Here is a 15,925-nt window from a genome sequence, read left to right as displayed (position 1 = left end):
ACCATCGCTATGAATCTATTCCCGCACGCACCGGCAGCGCTCGACGCGTCCCGCGCGCGGACTCACGCCTTCGCGGCGAAAAGGTCGAGCATGTCGCGCACGAGCTGATGCGGGGCGGTCTCGCACGGCGAGTGCCCGGTCTCGTAGACGGCCAGCCGAGCACCGATCGTCCCGGCGAACGCGGCATGTTGGGCGGTCGGCCACAGATCGTGCGCACCGACCGCGACGAGCTTCGGGATCGCCGTCGCACGGACCTGCGCCATGACATCGGGCGTGTGCATCGCGGTGCCGGCGATGTCGTCCACGCTGGCACGCCGGGTCAGATCGAAGCGCGCCTTCACGAACGCGAACCGCTGCGGCGGGACCTTGTTGAGGTTGTTGCTGACCCCCCAGATCAGCAGTCCCGCGGCCTGGTGGGGGGTGAGGTGGTTGCTCAGCCAGCCGATGCGCTTGACGCCGCGGAAGACCTGGCCGGCGGCGGGAGGCGTCGACAGCAGCGTGAGGCTCGCGAACAGCTCGGGTCGCTCGGCGAGCGCGAGCTGCGCGACGAGGCCGGCGAACGAGTAGCCCAGCACGTGGGCCGGCGTCGTCCCCGACTCGAGGACCGCGAACAGGTCGTCGATGAAGAGCCGGTAGTCGTACTTCGCCCGAGGCGGATCGAGGTGCTCGGGCCCGGCCGCGTGCGATTCGAACTGACCCGCCAGATCGTACGACTCGACGCGATAGCCGGCATCCGCCAGCAGCGGGAACATGAGGGTGAAGTCCTCTTTCGACCCGGTGACGCCGGGCATGAGCACGACGCGACCCCGGTCGCCGGTGCCGAGCGACAGTCGCGCGAGACCCCCGCTGGGTGCTGGGAACACATCGCGCACCGTTCCCTCGGGGAACACGCGCCAGTCCAGGTCCGGGATCGCCCGGTCCTTGTCGAGTGCATCGTCGATCGTGGTCATCGCGACGCCGACACTATCGCGACGGAAGGCCCACGAGCTCATCCGCGCGAGGCGCGTAATCGATGTGGCCGCCGTCGGCGTCGAAGGCCAGCACCGGCTGCCGGGTCGACCACCGCTCCCACCCGGGGTCTCCTTCGACGACGAAGGCGATCCATGCGCGGTGCATCGCATCCGCGAGCGCCTGGGGGGCATCCGGGCCGCCGAGCGCGATCGAGTCCGGCGCGGTGAGCCTGTCGAAGACGAAGCCGAGCTCCATCGCATGGGCGGCGCCCATGTCGTCGAGGGGGCTGCGCCACCGGAACTCGTAGACGTACGTCGGCGCTTCGGCATCGGTCCTGCTGTCCGCGAACCGGGTCAGCGGGCCGCGCAGGAGCATGTCCGACATCACCTCGCCGAGCACTTCACCAGGCGTGGCCTCGGGGCGGCGGAGTCGATGCGCGCGCACGATGCGAGCCGGGACCCGCGCGGTGATGCGCGCGATCGTCAGCGTCGAACGGCGGATCTTCCCCAGCCGGCCGGACGGCACGAACCACAGTCGGTACTCCTCGCTCGTCGACCCGATCATGACCGGGATGCCGCGCGCGGCGCCGTCGATCAGCGCTGCCAGAGGATCGACGGGCACGGCGACCCCGCCGATCGCCAGCGTCACGGTCGGCGCGCCGCCGAGCGGCGATCCGGCCGCCGCAACCGCCGCCTGCTCGGCCACCAGGGTCGCGGGCTCGATCCCGGCGAAGCCGGCGCGCGTCGGGGCCACCCCCAGCCGCTTGGCGATCGCCCGCGTCATCCGCCCGGCCTTGTCGGGCGGCTGGCCGTTCAGCGGTCCGCTCTGCAGGATGACGCGGTCGAACAGCTCCTCGGCCTGCGGGAGCGCCAGCAGCGCGGTCAGTGTCGATGCGCCGGCGGAATGCCCCATCGCGGTGACGCGCTCGGGATCGCCGCCGAACACGCCGATCTCGCTGCGCACCCACCGCAGCGCGGCCTCCTGGTCGAGCACGCCCAGGTTCTGCGGCACGTCGTCGAGCACTGCGAAGCCCTCCTGCCCGACGCGGTACTGCACCGACACGTACACGACACCCGCCGCGGCGAACGTCGATCCGTCATATCCGGGCAGTGCCGCCGAACCACGGGTCAGCGCTCCCCCGTGGACGAAGACGAGCACCGGGAGCGACGCGCCGGGGGCGCGATCGGCCGGGGTCCACACGTTGACCGTCAGGATGTCGTCCCCGGCGATCGCGACGGTCGGCAGGTACTTCTCGAGCCCGCCTCCGTAGGGTGCCTGCGGTGCGGTGGGCCCGAAGGCGATGGCATCCCGCACACCGTCCCACGCAGCGACGGGCGCCGGCGGCATGAACCGTCGGTCGCCGAACGGCGCCGCCGCGTAGGGAATGCCCAGGTAGCGGTCGATCCCGCCATCGCGGACGCCGCGGACAGCGCCGTGGGAGACAGTGAGCACTGTGGTGTCGGTCATGCGGGATCTCCTCGTCTGGCGCCTCCCCAGGATAGGGTGGCGTTCGCCGTCATGACCGAACCACAGAACGCGTCGCCGCCTCATCCGGCCGCCCCCGAAGCCGTCGGACCACCGACCGGAACGACCGGCGTGCCCCGCCCCAGACGTCGCGTGCCCTTCTGGGACAACGCGCGGTTCGCCTGCATCGTGCTGGTCGTGCTCGGCCATGCGACGCAGCGCCTCACGCACGACTCCGATGTCGCGCTCGGGCTGTATCTGCTGATCTACGCGTTCCACATGCCCGCATTCGCGATCATCTCCGGCTACTTCTCCAAGTCGGACGCCCCGGGCGCCCGGCAGATGGCCCGGGTGATCACCGACATCCTCCTCCCGTACGTGATCTTCGAAGCGCTGTGGACCCTCACGAAGTGGATCGTCGAAGGGCAGGCCAATCCGAACATCACCGAGCCGTCGTGGACGCTCTGGTTCCTGCTCGCACTCGGCATCTTCCGGCTCGTCCTCCCGTACCTCGCCCTTCTGCGCTGGCCGCTGCTGTGGACCGTGCTCATCTCCATCGGCGCCGGGTACCTGCCGAACATCGACTCGACCCTCTCCCTGTCGCGCACGCTGGGCCTGCTTCCGTTCTTCGCACTCGGCTGGTGGCTGCGCGATCGCGACGTGGTCGACCGGCTGAGGCTGCTGCGTGATCGACCGTGGTGGGTCTTCGCCGCCTCGGCCGGCCTTCTCGCGGTCGCGGGCTGGGCCGCATGGTTCTTCGTCGACCAATGGCGGGCGATGAACCTCCGCGAATGGCTGTTCTACGACGAGAACTACTCGTCCATCGGCGGCACCGAGTGGTGGGCGGGCGCCGTGCGGCTGGCTCTCATGGCGGTGGCGCTGGTGCTGTCGGCGGCGTTCTTCGCACTCCTGCCGCGCCGCACGCATTGGTGGACGCATTTCGGCCAGTACACGATGTACGTGTACCTCCTGCACTCGTTCGTGCTCTACCCGTTCCGCGAGACGGGGGTGCTGCGCGACCTGGAGCCGACCTGGATCTGGCTTCCGATCGTGATCGTCGCGTCCGTGCTGATCGCGCTGGGTCTGGCGACCAAGCCGGTGCGCACGATCTTCCGCCCGCTGGTCGAGCCCCGGCCCGGCTGGCTGTTCGCCGACCCGAGCCTCGCCCGCCGCGAGGGCCGACGCTCCGACCCCACCGGCTCGCGCCGGCCGCGGGAGGCGCCGCGCCCCACTCGCCTCCAGGCCGACCCGCGTCAGAACGGATGATGCTCGGCGCTCGCCCCGACGACGCCCGCTGGGGTCAGGCGAACAGACCGACGCCGACGTAGGAGCCGGGTGTCGCACCCGGAGGGACCGCCCAGAGTCCCGATCCGGTGTGCCGGATGTACTCGCTCATCACGTCCGTCGACAGCGACCGCTGCAGCGTGACGAACTGCTCGGGTGCCCGCTGATACGACAGGAAGAACAGTCCGGCATCCAGACGGCCGAGGTCGGTGTTGCCGTCCACGAAGTTGTACCCGCGGCGGAGGATCCGCACGCCGCCGTTCATGTCGGGGTGCGCCAGGCGCACGTGGCTCGTCTCGGGCATGAGCGGGGCGCCCGCGGCATCCGTGGCCGTGAAGTCGGGTTCGGTGAACTCGTCGCCCCCTGACAGCGGGGCCCCCTCCCCCTTGTCGCGGCCGATGATCGTGTTCTGCTCGGACAGCCTCACACGGTCCCACGTCTCGATGAGCATCGCGATCTTGCGGGCCACGAGGTATGAGCCGCCCGCCATCCAGGCCGGCGAGTCCGAGTCGGCGACCCACACGTGGTCGCGCAGCGACGCGCGGTCGTCGGCGAGGATGTTCGCCGTGCCGTCCTTGTACCCGAACAGATTCCGCGGCGTGGCCTGAGCCGACGTCGTGCGCGACGTCCTGCCGAAGCCCATCTGCGACCAGCGGATCTTCGCACGCCCGAACGCGATGCGGCTCAGGTTGCGGATCGCGTGCACGGCGACCTGCGGATCGTCCGCGCACGCCTGGATGCAGAGGTCGCCGCCGGACGCATCCGGATCGAGGTCGTCGCCGAGGAACGCAGGCAGCCGCTCGAGCACCGTCGGCCGGCGGTCCGCGATCCCGAATCGGTCGACGCCGTCGACCGTGAACAGGGTCGGCCCGAAGCCGAAGGTGATCGTGAGCCCGCTGGCCGTGAGCCCGAGCGCTTCGCCGGTGTCATCGGGTGGCGCCTCCGGAGAGCCTCCGACCGCGCCGGTGGCGCTGACCTCCAGCCCCCGGGTCATGCGCGATGCGGCATACGACCAGTCCTGCAGCAGCGAGATGAGGTCCTCGCGGTCGGTGCGGGCCATCATGTCGAACGCCGCGAAGTGCATGTGGTCCTGCACGGGGGTCGTGATCCCCGCCTGGTGCAGGCCGAAGAAGTCGTATTCGGATGCCGCGCTCGCGCGCTCTGTCGCGCGTGCGACGCCCAGCCCGCCGGCCATGCCTGCGCTCGCTCCGATCGCGACGCCGGCCGCTCCGGCGCCCACCAGTCCGAGGAGCCCTCGACGGCTCACGCCCGCCTCGACGGACGGGTCGGCGCCGGAATCGCTCGCTGACCCTGACTGAGTGTCGTCGTCGGTCACGTCACTCCAGCACGGTGACCGTGAGCTGCGACAGCGGCTCGGCCAGCGCGTTGATGAGATCGGTGAACTCGCGCTTGTCGTCCTCCGTGAGCTCGGAGTAGTTCACGAAGCCGGCGGCGAGCGAGCCGTGCTCGGCGAGCGACTCCTCCAGGGCGGCGTAACCGGCATCGATCTCGTCGACCAGCGCAGCGCCCTCGTCGCCCTTGGCGGCGGCGAAGTCGCGCGCGAGGGAGAACGCCATCTTCGAGCCTTCGACGTTCGCCGCGAAGTCCCAGAGGTCGGTACCCGACCACCAGTCCTCCTCGCCGGTGATCTTGCCCATCGCGACCTCGTCGAGCAGCGCGATCGCGCCGTTGCTGAGACCGGTGATGCCCTGGGTCGTCAGTGCGTCCACGAACTCGGCGGAGTGGACATAGTCGTACACCTCGGACACGTCGGCGACCAGCTGGTCCCCGAAGGCGGCACGCTCGTCGGCGGTCGAGGGCGCCCAGTCCTGCCAGGCCGGGGTCTCACCGTCGGCGTTGAGCGCGTCCTGTGCCGGAACCCACAGATCCTTCTCGATGCGGTGGAACCCGGTCCAATCCAGTCCCTCGGCGACCGCATCCACTTCGCGATAGTCGATGCGGGGGTCGAGGTCGCCCAGCGCCTCGGCGATGGGCTCGATGCGCTCGTAGTACGCGCGCACCTGCGGGAACGCGGCCCGGGCGGCATCATCCGCACCGGACTCGTAGGCGGTGACGAAATCGTCGACCTCGGGCACGAGCTGCGAGACCTGGTCCTTGACGAACGCGGCGTAGAGGTCGACTGCCTGCTGCTTCTGCTCGGCATCCGGTCCATCGATCGCGACGGCCTCGCCCGAGACGGTGAAGGACGTCCGTCCCACCCCCTCGCCGATCATGCCGGGCTTGCACACCGTGAAGTACTCCCCGGGCTGGGCGACGACCGTCAGCGTGCGGGAGGCGCCGGGAGCGATGTTCTCCGCCTCGCCGACGATGCGCAGTCCGTCTTCGGCCAGCAGATAGAACTCGGTGACATCCGCGCCCGCGTTGGTCACGTCGAATGTCAGCGTGCCGCTCGCCGCAGCGGCGTCAGAGACCTCGCAGCCGGTGTCCGTCGCTCTCACCGTGAGCCCGTCGGCCGCGGCCGCCTCGCTCTTGGCGACACAGCCCGCCAGGACGACGGAGGACAGAGCCACGGCGCCGATGGCGCCGAGGATGCGGGGGGAGGTCATGCTGCTCCTTGATGTAGGGAATCGTGAGGCTCGGGCGTTGCGGAGGTGCGGAGATCTGCGGGCGCCGGAGCCGAGGCGCCGGCCGAGGCTGAGGCGGCGGGCGCGGGGCGGCGGCCGGCGCGCACGCCGCGGATGAAGAACGAGCCGACGATCGCGACGTACAGCGCCCAGGCGATCACCTGCAGCCAGGACATCCGCGGCATGAATCCCACTGTCGCCTGCAGCACGACGGCCAACGCCGATCCCGGCGGGATCTGCCCCGTGACATCGAAGGCCCAGCCGAAGGGGACCCCCGCGAGGCCGACCATGACTGCGCCGGTGGCCTCATCGATCGGCGCGAGCGGCCCGAACGGACCAGGGAGCGCGCCGCCCTCCTGAAGGTCCATCACGGCGTACGCGAGCACTCCGGCGGCGACGATGATCAGGAACGCCCCGGTCCACATGAAGAACCGGCGCAGGTCGAGGCGCAGCATCCCGCGGGCGAGCAGCCAGCCGAGCACGACCGCGGCGAGCAGCCCGAGCAGCGCACCGAGCAGGGCGGCGGGCGCGTCGCCGAACGACTGCACCATCGACCACAGCAGCAGCGTCGTCTCGATGCCCTCGCGCGCGACCGAGACGAAGCCGATCGCCACGAGCGCCCAGAGGCTGCCCTGGGCGAGCGCGCGGTCGATGCCGCCCTCGAGGCTGGCCTTGAGCGTGCGGGCGGTCTTCTGCATCCAGAAGATCATCCAGGTCACCATCGCGACGGCGATGAGCGAGAGGGTGCCGCCGATGATCTCCTGCGCCTCGAAGGTCAGCGAGTAGGCGCCGAACGTGAGGATCGCGCCGATCGCGAGCGAGAGGGCGATGGCCAGGCCGACTCCGCCCCACATGCGCGGGAGCACCTCGCGGCGGCCGATGCGGGTGATGTAGGCCACGAGGATGCCGACGACAAGGGCGGCTTCGAGGCCTTCGCGGAGGCCGATGAGGAAGGTGGCGAGCACGGGCACTCTCGGAAGTCGTGTGCGTTCGTGAAGGTTAGGTAACCCTCACCTCACTAACGCTACCCGGCCCGACGCCGACGGTCAAAAGACGCCGGAGCCGCGCGAGGTAATCCGATGCAACATTGCGCCGCCCTATTCCTTCGCCGCCTATCGTCGGGGAATGGCTGAACTCTCGCTGCCCGTTCTCGATCTGTCGCGCCTCGACGGCGGCGCCGAGGCCGCTGCCGCCTTTCGCGACGACCTGCGCGCGGCGACGCACGACGTCGGATTCTTCTATCTGACCGGCACGGGAATCTCCGCCGAGCTCGAGTCCCGCCTGCATCGGGCGGCACGCGACTTCTTCGCCCTGCCCGAGGCCGACAAGCTCGCGATCGAGAACGTCACGAGCCCGCATTTCCGCGGGTACACGCGGATCGGCGGCGAGCGCACGCAGGGCAGGATCGACTGGCGGGAGCAGATCGACATCGGTCCCGAGCGCGAGGCGATCGCCGACCGGGATGCGCCCGACTACGCGCGACTGATCGGTCCGAACCTGTGGCCGGATGCACAGCCGGAGTTGCGCGACGTGGTCGCGGAGTGGCACGACCATCTTTCCGGCGTCGCGCGCAAGCTCCTGCGAGCCTGGGCGGTCGCGCTCGGCGCCGACGAATCGTATTTCGACCAGCACTTCGGCGAACCCTCGACGCTCATCAAGATCGTCCGCTATCCCGGCAAGGAAGACCCGACCCCGCAGCAGGGGGTCGGCGCCCACAAGGACTCGGGGGTGCTGACGCTGCTCTGGGTCGAGCCGGGCAAGGGCGGCCTGCAGGTCGAACGCGACGGGCAGTGGGTGGACGCCCCACCGGTGCCGGGAGCCTTCGTCGTGAACATCGGCGAGCTGCTCGAGTACGCGACGCAGGGCTACCTGATCGCCACGAACCACCGGGTCATCTCACCGAAGTACCCCGACGACCGCATCTCGGTTCCGTTCTTCTTCAACCCCGAACTCGGCGCCCGGCTGCCGATCATCGAACTGCCGGCGGCGCTCGCGGCTGAGGCCCGCGGCGTCACCGAAGACCCGAACAACCCGATCCACGCGCTGTACGGCGAGAACGCGCTCAAGTCTCGGCTGCGGGCGCATCCCGACGTCGCCGCGATCCACCACGCCGACCTGGTGGCCGCGCGGGCGCAGGCATCGGCCTGACCTGCGGCGGTCATCGCCTCATCGGCGATCGCTCGGATCGCCGATGAGTCGACGATCCGGTCAGCCGAGGAGCTTCGCCTTCGCGGCGGCGAACTCCTCCTCGCTGAGGATGCCGGCATCCTTCAGCGAGGCGAGCTTCTGCAGCTCCGCCACGATGTCAGTGCCACCCGCCGCGGGAGCGGCGGGCGCCGCCGGCGCGGCGGCCGGCTGAGCGTACTGCGCTGCGGCCGCCTGTGCGGCGGCATCGATCTGCGCCTGCTGCTGGGCGGCCTCGTACTGCTGCTGCTCGTACTGGCCCTGTGCCTTCTCCTGCTGGTGACGCGACACGCTGCCGCTGACCGCGGTTGCGGTACCGGCCACCACAGCCGTGCGGGCAGCCATGCCGATAAGGCCGGGGCGACCCATTCTGCGAAGGGGCATGTTCTTCTCCTCGTTTCTGTTTGCCGCGACACGCCGTGCCGCGTATCGATGGTTCAGTGGCCGGGGCTCACGGGATTCACGGAGACGACCTCGATGTGCAGGTCGTCGAACGCGCCGAGCAGTCCGAGCAGCCGGGGCTGGTCCGGCACGTCCCCGATGACCCTGGTCAGCCCGTCCGCTCCCGTGTCGATCGTGAAGCCGTCGAGCGCGGCGATGAGCTCCGCGCTCATCCTTCCCCGCACCACCACTTCGAAGATCTGCGACGTCACGGTGGCCTCCCTGGCCGGCGGGGAGCCGGTCTGAGGGCTATTTTCGTCTGCCGATTGTGTCGCTCCGTCATCCCATCAGGATGATTCGGCCCGGCGCACTGGAATACTGACAGCGGAATGCTCCGATCGTGACCACTTCGCCTCCTTCTCCACCGCACGCCGTCGACCGCCCCGAGCTCCGGGCGCGCCTGGACAGCGCCCTCGGCGCGCCCCTGAGTCTGGTGGTCGCGCCCGCTGGCTCGGGCAAGACCGTGCTGCTGTCGCAATGGGCCGAATCCCGGCCCGATCGTCGATTCGTCTGGCTCGATGTCGACCCCGTCGATGACGATCCGATCCAGTTCTGCCGCCGGCTGCTGGCCGGCCTCCGCGCGATCTCGCCGTCGGCAGGAGAACTCGGCCCGCTGCTGACGATCGGCGGTGGCGGCCTGGGCCGACCGCTCCTCGAGTCGCTCGTCGCGCTGCTGGCCGACCACCCGGGCACCGTGCTGGTCTTCGACGATCTGCACAACCTCTCCAACCGTGCGATCGTGAACGATCTATGGTGGCTGGCCGACCACCTCCCTGCCGACACACATATGGTGTTCTCGTCGCGGGTGGACATCCGGCTCGCGTGGAGCAAGCACCGGCTGCGCTACGCCCTCGTCGAGCTGCGCCAGGCAGAGCTCGCGTTCGACGACGAGGTCGCCGCGGAGGTGCTGCACCGCATCGCCGGGGTCCCGGCCTCGACCGCAACGGTGACCTCCGTCATGGACAGCACGGAGGGGTGGGCCGCGGGCGTCCAGCTCACCGCGATCGGGATGCGGCACCAGGACGATCCGGACCAGTTCGCCCGCCGCCTGGCGGGCACGGATCGCTTCATCTCGGAGTACCTGAGCGAACAGGTCCTCAGCGCGCAGACCGAGAACCGGCGCGACCTGCTGCTGCGGCTGTCCGTGCTGGACCGGATGTCGCCGGGCCTCGTGGAGTCGGTGCTCGACGTCGCAGATGCGGCGTCGCTGTTGGATGAACTGGAACGGGACTCGATGTTCCTGGTTCCGATCGACGGAGGCCACGAGTGGTTCCGGTTCCACCATCTCTTCCGCGATCTGCTGCGGTACCGCGTGCGTGCCCGGTATCCGCAGGAGGAGGCGCGCATCCTGTCAGCGGCGTCGGTGTGGCATGCGGAGCACGGCGACCTGGCCGCTGCGATCGACTGCCAGCTGCAGGCGCGGTCCTGGGGAAGCGCGATGGATCTCATCATGGCGCGCGGGCGGGAGGTGTTCGAGCGCGGGCAGACGACATCGATGGTCCGCTGGCTCGCCGCCGTGCCCGAGGCCGAACGCCGGGCCCGACCCGAGGCCGAGGCGCTCTACGGGATCGTGCTCGGCATGAGCGGCCAGTTCGCGCTCGGGGAGGATGTGCTCCGCGAACTCGCGGCCAACGACGCCCTCGAGCCCGGACTCATGCTCATCGTCCAGACCTACACCGCCGCCCTCGTCCAGTTCCGCGCACCGGCCTCGATGTCGCTGGAGGCCGCACGCGACGCACTCCGCCTGCTGCGCGAGCACCCCGACGTCCCCGTGCCCGACCTGATCGGCCTCACGGACCGCGCGCTGCTGCAGACGCTCGCGCTCGGCTCGCGCGGGCGGGCGTATCTCTTCGCCGGTGACCTGGTCGCCGCCCATCAGTGGCTCGCCCGCACCCTCGACTCCCCCGGCGCCCAGTACTCCGCGTACCGGGTGCATCTCGCCGGGTCGATGGCCCTCGTGGAGGCGTGGGCCGGGCGGCTCGGCATCGCCAAGGCGCTGGCCGACGAGGCGCTCGAACTCGCCCGGGATGTCGGCCTGCTCGTCCACCCCGCCCCGGCGGATGCGTATCTCGCCCTCGTGATGGTCGCGATCCACCGAGGTCGCCCCCAGACTGCCGCGTTCGCGCTGCACGAGGGCGGCGTGAGAGCCGCCTCCAACCAGCGCACCCAGCTCATGTGGATCGCCGCCCTCGAAGCTGTTCTCGCGGGCGCGCCGAGGGACCCGGCCGCGGAACCGGTGAGCACTCCGCCCTCGATCGTGCAGGATGCCCTCGACGCGGCGACGCACCGTGCCCGCCGCCTGTCGGGCGAGACCGGCGCGATCGCGCGCCCTCCCGCAGGCTGGACGCCGCTGCGCGTCGAGGCGATCGCCGAGGCCCTCACGGCCCGCCGCGGCGGCGACGCGCGCGCTCTGCTGGAGGGGTCCGGATTCCAAGCCCACGAAGCGGTGCCGATTTCGACCGTCGAACGTGAGGTCCTCTGCGGGTGGCTCGCGCACGTCGAGGGCCGCGCCGCCGAGTCGCGGGCCTGCCTGAGCGCGGCGCTCGAGCTGGCCGGCGAGCACGGAATCGTATCGGTCTTCCTGTGGGCCGGGCCGGAGGTCATCAGACTGATCGCGAACCTCCCGGCCGCCTCGACGCCGTTCCGCGCCGAGGTGCTCGACCGCGCCCGCGAGCACTTCCGCCCCGACGCGACCTGCGAGCTGACCGAGCCTCTGACCGATCGCGAGCGGGAACTGCTGGCCTACCTGCCGACGCGGCTCACGAACGCCGAGCTCGCCGCGAAGTTCTTCGTGTCGGTCAACACGATCAAGACGCACATGGCGCACATCTACCGCAAGCTGGACGCGCCGAATCGCAGCGCGGCGGTCACCAGGGCGACCGAGCTGGGCCTGCTGTAAGACGCCCCTGCCGCGGCGCAAAGCGGAAGGCCGCCCCACACCTGGGACGGCCTTCCGAGAAAGCGATATGCGCTGGGTGCGACTAGCGGCCCTTCGGCTCACCCGCTCGCGCGGGCTCGCTCAGGATGAACTGCGGCTAGCGCCGCAGCCCCAGACGCTCGATCAGCGAGCGGTAGCGCGCGATGTCGATGTCCTGGAGGTAGCCGAGCAGACGACGGCGCTGACCGACGAGCAGGAACAGCCCACGACGCGAGTGGTGGTCGTGCTTGTGCTCCTTGAGGTGCTCGGTGAGGTCCTTGATGCGCTGCGTCAGCATCGCGACCTGCACCTCGGGGGATCCGGTGTCACCGGGGTGCGTCGCGTACTGTTCGATGATCGCCTTCTTGACGTCAGATTCGAGTGCCATAGATGGGATCCCCTTTCTCCTCATTGCGCGGTGCCCGACGCCTGATGCGCGAGCGCTCTTTATCCGCGGCCGATCGAACGGCAACCTGAAGAGTCTACCAGCCGCCCGCCTGCGCAGTTAATCGGGGCTTCGCCGCGAGATAGCCTCGAAGGATGCCCGGGCTGCGTCGAGATCACTTCATCGACCTCAGCCCATTCCGGGCCAGCCCCGCGTTCACCCGGATGTGGCTCGGCTCCACTCTTGCGGGGCTCGGCGGGCAGCTGACGATCGTGGCGATCATGCTGCACATGTACGACCTCACCGGGTCGACGTTCGCCGTCGCGATGATCGCCGTCGCGGGGCTCTTGCCGATGATCATCGCAGGCCTGTACGGCGGGATGCTGGCAGATGCGTTCGATCGCCGCCGGGTGGCGCTCATCGCGGCGACGATCACCCTCGCCTCGACCGTGCTGCTGGCCGCGCTGGCCTGGGCGCAGTTGGAGACGGTCTGGTGGCTCTACGCCCTGAGCATCGTGAACTCGGCGGCGAACACCGTCGTGATGGCGGCGCGCCAGGCGATCGTCCCGCGCCTGCTCCCCCGCGAGCTGCTCCCGGCCGCTTCGGCGCTCAACGGCATCACGTTCGGGATCATGGTGATGGCGGGCCCTGCCCTTGCCGGCATCCTGGTCGCCTTCGCCGGCTACGCGTGGACCTACTCGATCGACGTCCTCCTGATGTCGTCGCTCTTCCTCGGGCTGTGGACGCTGCCGAGCATCAAGCCGGAAGGCGTGATCGTCCGGCCCGGGCTGGAATCCCTCCGCGACGGCTGGCGATTCCTCCGGCGGGCATCGAACATCCGGCTGCAGTTCATCCTCGACATCACCGCGATGACGTTCGGACAGCCCCTCGCGCTGCTTCCCGCGGTCGGTGCCGTGCTGCTCGGCGGCGGGCCGATCACGACGGGGGCGCTGACGGCCTCGGTCGCCGTCGGCGCGTTCTTCTCGAGCCTGTTCTCGGGGCCGGCAGGTCGTGTGCGCCGTCAGGGTCTCGGCATCGAGCGGGCGATCCTCGTCTACGGGGGCTCGATCGCGGCGTTCGGTCTCGTCCTCGGCGCGGCGGCACTGGGCTGGTTCGCGCCCGCGGCGGTGGGTCCCACGACGCCCAACATCGTGCTGATCGTCGCTGCCGCCCTCTGTCTGGTGGTCTCCGGCGGTGCCGACAACGTGAGCTCGATCTTCCGCAACACGATGGTGCAGGCCGCGGTTCCCGACGCCATCCGCGGTCGCCTGCAGGGCGTGTTCATCGTGGTGGTGGCGGGTGGCCCGAGGCTCGGCGCGCTCTACGCCGGGACGCTCGCGACGCTCACGGCCCTGTGGTTCCCGCCGCTCCTCGGCGGTTTCGTCATCATCGGGCTGGTCTCACTGCTGGTCCGCCTGAGCCCGCGGTTCCGGCTCTACGACGCCGAGCACCCGGAGCCCTAGGACCTCCACCGCGCCCACGGCCGCCGTCGTCGGACCGCCGTACACCGGCGGATTTCGGACGCGGCATCCCTCGCCGAACCCGCAGGCCGCAGTCCGCGGCTAGAGTCGCCGGGTGCCCATCGAATCGCCCGCGACCGCCGACACGGCCCTCGCGGCCGCGACGCCGCTCGCGAAGGATCGCATCCCGTCCTCCGGGTCGATCGTCGTGCAGTTCATCCTGACCGGGATCATCTGGGGATCGAGCTTCCTGTTCATGAAGGTCGCTCTCGAGGGCATCTCCCCTGCGCAGGTGGCCTGGTCCCGCCTCGTGCTGGGGGGTTTGACGCTCGGTCTGTTCGTGGCGCTGCGCCGCGACCCGCTCCCGCGCCGAGTGAAGCTGTGGGCGCACATGACGGTGCTCGCGATCTCGTTCTGCGTCGTGCCGTTCCTGCTGTTCTCGTGGGCGCAGCAGCACGTGACTTCGGGTCTTGCGAGCATCTACAACGCGACGACGCCGATCATGACCGCAGTGATGGCCGGGCTGCTCTTCCGCGTCGAACGGCTCAAGCTCGTCCAGATCGCGGGCATCCTCGTCGGAATCCTCGGCGTGATGGTGATCATCGCGCCCTGGCAGGGGCTGGATCTGAACCAGAGCCTCGTGGCGCAGTTCGCGATCCTCGGGGCGACGGCCTGCTACGGGTTCAGCCTCGCGTACATGCGCAAGTTCGTCTCGAACTCCGGCATGAGCGCGCTGGTGTTCTCATTCCTGAACATCGGCATCGCCGCGGCGATCATGCTCGTGCTCACGCCGTTCATCGCGCTGACGCCGGTCGCGCTCGATCCGTGGATCATCGGCAGTGTGGTGCTGCTCGGCTGCCTCGGCACGGGTGTGGCCTACATCTGGAACCAGAACACGCTGCGTGCATGGGGACCGACGAGGGCCTCGACCGTGACGTACATCACCCCGGTGGTGGGCGTGGGGCTCGGCATCCTGGTCCTCGGCGAAGAGCTGTCCTGGAACGAGCCGGTCGGGGCGATCGTGGTGTTCCTCGGCATCCTGCTCGCTCAGGACCGCATCCACCTGCGACGGCGCTCTGCCGCCGCCTGAGACGACGAAGAGGGGATGCCGCAGCATCCCCTCTTCGTGTGAACTGCTCAGGCCTGGTGGGCGCCCTGCAGGTCGAGCGTGATCGTGACGTCCTTGCCTACGAGGACGCCGCCGGTCTCGAGGGCGGCGTTCCAGGTCAGACCGAAGTCCTCGCGGTTGATGACCGTCTTCGCCGTCGCGCCCGCCTTGTAGTTGCCCCACGGGTCGGCTCCGAAGCCGCCGAAGTCGAACTCGAACGTGACGGGCTTGGTCGTGTCGCGGATCGTGAGGTCGCCGTCGACGAGCATCTCGCCGTCCTCGACACGGACGCCGGTCGAGACGAAGTCGATCGACGGGTAGGTCTCGACGTCGAAGAAATCGGCGGAGCGCAGGTGGGCGTCGCGACCCTCGTCCTTCGTGTCGAGCGAAGTCGCGTCGACGTGCGCCTCGACCTTGGCCTCGAGCGGGTTCTCCGGCGCGATCAGCGTCGCACTCTTCATCGCGAAGTGCCCGCGCACCTTCGAGATCATCATGTGGCGGACGGTGAATCCGACCTCGCTGTGCGAGGGGTCCAAAACCCAGGTGCCGGAGCGGTAGCCGGGAACATCGATCGTGGTCGTGTCGGTCATGGTGATCCTTCGTGTCGGTTGGACGTCGCTGTGCGCGACGCGGTCATGAGCAATAACACGCACTGCACAGATCTATTCCATTGAATGCAAATTGCAGGAGAAAGGCCCGGATGCCGCAGCATCCGGGCCTTTCGATCGTTCAGACGTTCTAGCCGACGGCGATGAGATCGATCACGAAGATCAGGGTCTTCCCGCCGAGGAAGTGGCCGCCGGCCGGGCCGTAGGCCAGGTGAGGGGGGATCACGAGTTCGCGCCGCCCGCCGACCTTCATGCCGGGGATGCCGTCCTGCCAGCCCTGGATCAGCCCGCGGAGCGGGAACTGGATGCTCTCGCCTCGGTTCCACGACGAGTCGAACTCCTCGCCGGATTCGTACTCCACTCCGGCGTAGTGGACGGTCACGGTGTCGCCCGGCTTGGCCTCGGCGCCGTCTCCGACGATCAGGTCGCGGATGACGAGTTCTTCGGGTGCGGGGCCCTCGGGGGCATCGATCTCGGGCTTCGTGCGGTCATCTGTCATGACTCCATACAACCCGAGCGCCCGTCCGCGGTCAACGCG

At 69.7% G+C, this 15,925-nt stretch carries 15 protein-coding genes; 5 read left to right on the top strand and 10 right to left on the bottom strand.

Annotated features, from left to right (window positions below):
• Positions 1-62: 62 nt before the first annotated feature.
• Both BM349_RS07255 and BM349_RS07250 read right to left on the bottom strand, forming a co-directional pair.
• The gene (locus BM349_RS07255; RefSeq protein WP_091707180.1) at positions 63-950 is read right to left on the bottom strand and encodes an alpha/beta fold hydrolase; all 888 of its coding nucleotides are present in this window, start codon (positions 948-950) and stop codon (positions 63-65) included.
• 13 nt (positions 951-963) lie between these two features.
• The gene (locus BM349_RS07250) at positions 964-2,418 is read right to left on the bottom strand and encodes a carboxylesterase/lipase family protein (protein WP_091705616.1); all 1,455 of its coding nucleotides are present in this window, start codon (positions 2,416-2,418) and stop codon (positions 964-966) included.
• 51 nt (positions 2,419-2,469) lie between these two features.
• Between BM349_RS07250 and BM349_RS07245 the strand changes: the two genes are divergently transcribed.
• Positions 2,470-3,681, top strand: a complete 1,212-nt coding sequence (locus tag BM349_RS07245) for an acyltransferase family protein (RefSeq protein ID WP_091707179.1) — start codon at positions 2,470-2,472, stop codon at positions 3,679-3,681.
• Between the two features lie 34 nt (positions 3,682-3,715).
• On the opposite strand, the gene efeB is transcribed toward BM349_RS07245, so the two are convergent.
• Genes efeB through efeU form a run of 3 tightly spaced genes read right to left on the bottom strand, consistent with a single transcriptional unit; the run spans position 3,716 to position 7,249 of the window.
• The gene (efeB, locus tag BM349_RS07240) at positions 3,716-5,035 is read right to left on the bottom strand and encodes an iron uptake transporter deferrochelatase/peroxidase subunit (RefSeq protein WP_091705613.1); all 1,320 of its coding nucleotides are present in this window, start codon (positions 5,033-5,035) and stop codon (positions 3,716-3,718) included.
• A 1-nt stretch (position 5,036) separates the two neighbouring features.
• A complete protein-coding gene (efeO, locus tag BM349_RS07235) occupies positions 5,037-6,266 on the bottom strand; it encodes an iron uptake system protein EfeO (RefSeq protein ID WP_091705611.1) in 1,230 nt (409 codons plus the stop codon).
• Complete coding sequence (gene efeU, locus BM349_RS07230; protein WP_091705608.1) at positions 6,263-7,249, bottom strand: iron uptake transporter permease EfeU; 987 nt, start codon at positions 7,247-7,249, stop codon at positions 6,263-6,265. The genes efeO and efeU overlap by 4 nt, the downstream gene beginning before the upstream one ends.
• A 160-nt stretch (positions 7,250-7,409) precedes the next feature.
• Between efeU and BM349_RS07225 the strand changes: the two genes are divergently transcribed.
• The gene (locus BM349_RS07225) at positions 7,410-8,432 is read left to right on the top strand and encodes an isopenicillin N synthase family dioxygenase (protein WP_091705606.1); all 1,023 of its coding nucleotides are present in this window, start codon (positions 7,410-7,412) and stop codon (positions 8,430-8,432) included.
• Between the two features lie 60 nt (positions 8,433-8,492).
• Here the strand turns inward: BM349_RS07225 and BM349_RS07220 are convergent, their stop codons facing one another.
• Together BM349_RS07220 and BM349_RS07215 are read right to left on the bottom strand one after the other, a co-directional pair.
• Positions 8,493-8,852: an SHOCT domain-containing protein gene (locus BM349_RS07220; RefSeq protein ID WP_254773781.1), complete on the bottom strand. Its 360-nt coding sequence runs from the start codon at positions 8,850-8,852 to the stop codon at positions 8,493-8,495.
• 53 nt (positions 8,853-8,905) lie between these two features.
• Positions 8,906-9,121, bottom strand: a complete 216-nt coding sequence (locus BM349_RS07215) for a hypothetical protein (RefSeq protein ID WP_091705602.1) — start codon at positions 9,119-9,121, stop codon at positions 8,906-8,908.
• A gap of 128 nt (positions 9,122-9,249) precedes the next feature.
• Here BM349_RS07215 and BM349_RS07210 point away from each other — a divergent pair, with 128 nt between their 5' ends.
• The gene (locus tag BM349_RS07210) at positions 9,250-11,808 is read left to right on the top strand and encodes a winged helix-turn-helix domain-containing protein (RefSeq protein ID WP_139230894.1); all 2,559 of its coding nucleotides are present in this window, start codon (positions 9,250-9,252) and stop codon (positions 11,806-11,808) included.
• 136 nt (positions 11,809-11,944) lie between these two features.
• Here the strand turns inward: BM349_RS07210 and rpsO are convergent, their stop codons facing one another.
• Positions 11,945-12,214, bottom strand: a complete 270-nt coding sequence (rpsO, locus tag BM349_RS07205) for a 30S ribosomal protein S15 (protein WP_091705598.1) — start codon at positions 12,212-12,214, stop codon at positions 11,945-11,947.
• A gap of 152 nt (positions 12,215-12,366) precedes the next feature.
• Between rpsO and BM349_RS07200 the strand changes: the two genes are divergently transcribed.
• Entirely contained in the window at positions 12,367-13,674 is a 1,308-nt protein-coding gene (locus tag BM349_RS07200) for an MFS transporter (protein WP_091705596.1), read from the top strand.
• 112 nt (positions 13,675-13,786) lie between these two features.
• Positions 13,787-14,761 carry a DMT family transporter gene (locus tag BM349_RS07195; protein ID WP_254773780.1) on the top strand — a complete coding sequence of 325 codons (975 nt, stop codon included), beginning with the start codon at positions 13,787-13,789 and terminating at the stop codon, positions 14,759-14,761.
• Positions 14,762-14,808: 47 nt separating this feature from the next.
• On the opposite strand, the gene BM349_RS07190 is transcribed toward BM349_RS07195, so the two are convergent.
• Both BM349_RS07190 and BM349_RS07185 read right to left on the bottom strand, forming a co-directional pair.
• Entirely contained in the window at positions 14,809-15,369 is a 561-nt protein-coding gene (locus tag BM349_RS07190) for a YceI family protein (protein ID WP_091705595.1), read from the bottom strand.
• 148 nt (positions 15,370-15,517) lie between these two features.
• A complete protein-coding gene (locus BM349_RS07185) occupies positions 15,518-15,886 on the bottom strand; it encodes an FKBP-type peptidyl-prolyl cis-trans isomerase (protein WP_091705593.1) in 369 nt (122 codons plus the stop codon).
• Positions 15,887-15,925: the final 39 nt, after the last annotated feature.

Source organism: Microbacterium sp. cf046 (assembly GCF_900114345.1).
Lineage (GTDB): Bacteria > Actinomycetota > Actinomycetes > Actinomycetales > Microbacteriaceae > Microbacterium.
Note: the sequence above shows the minus strand (reverse complement) of the source record. Positions and strands in the feature narration are given on the sequence as shown.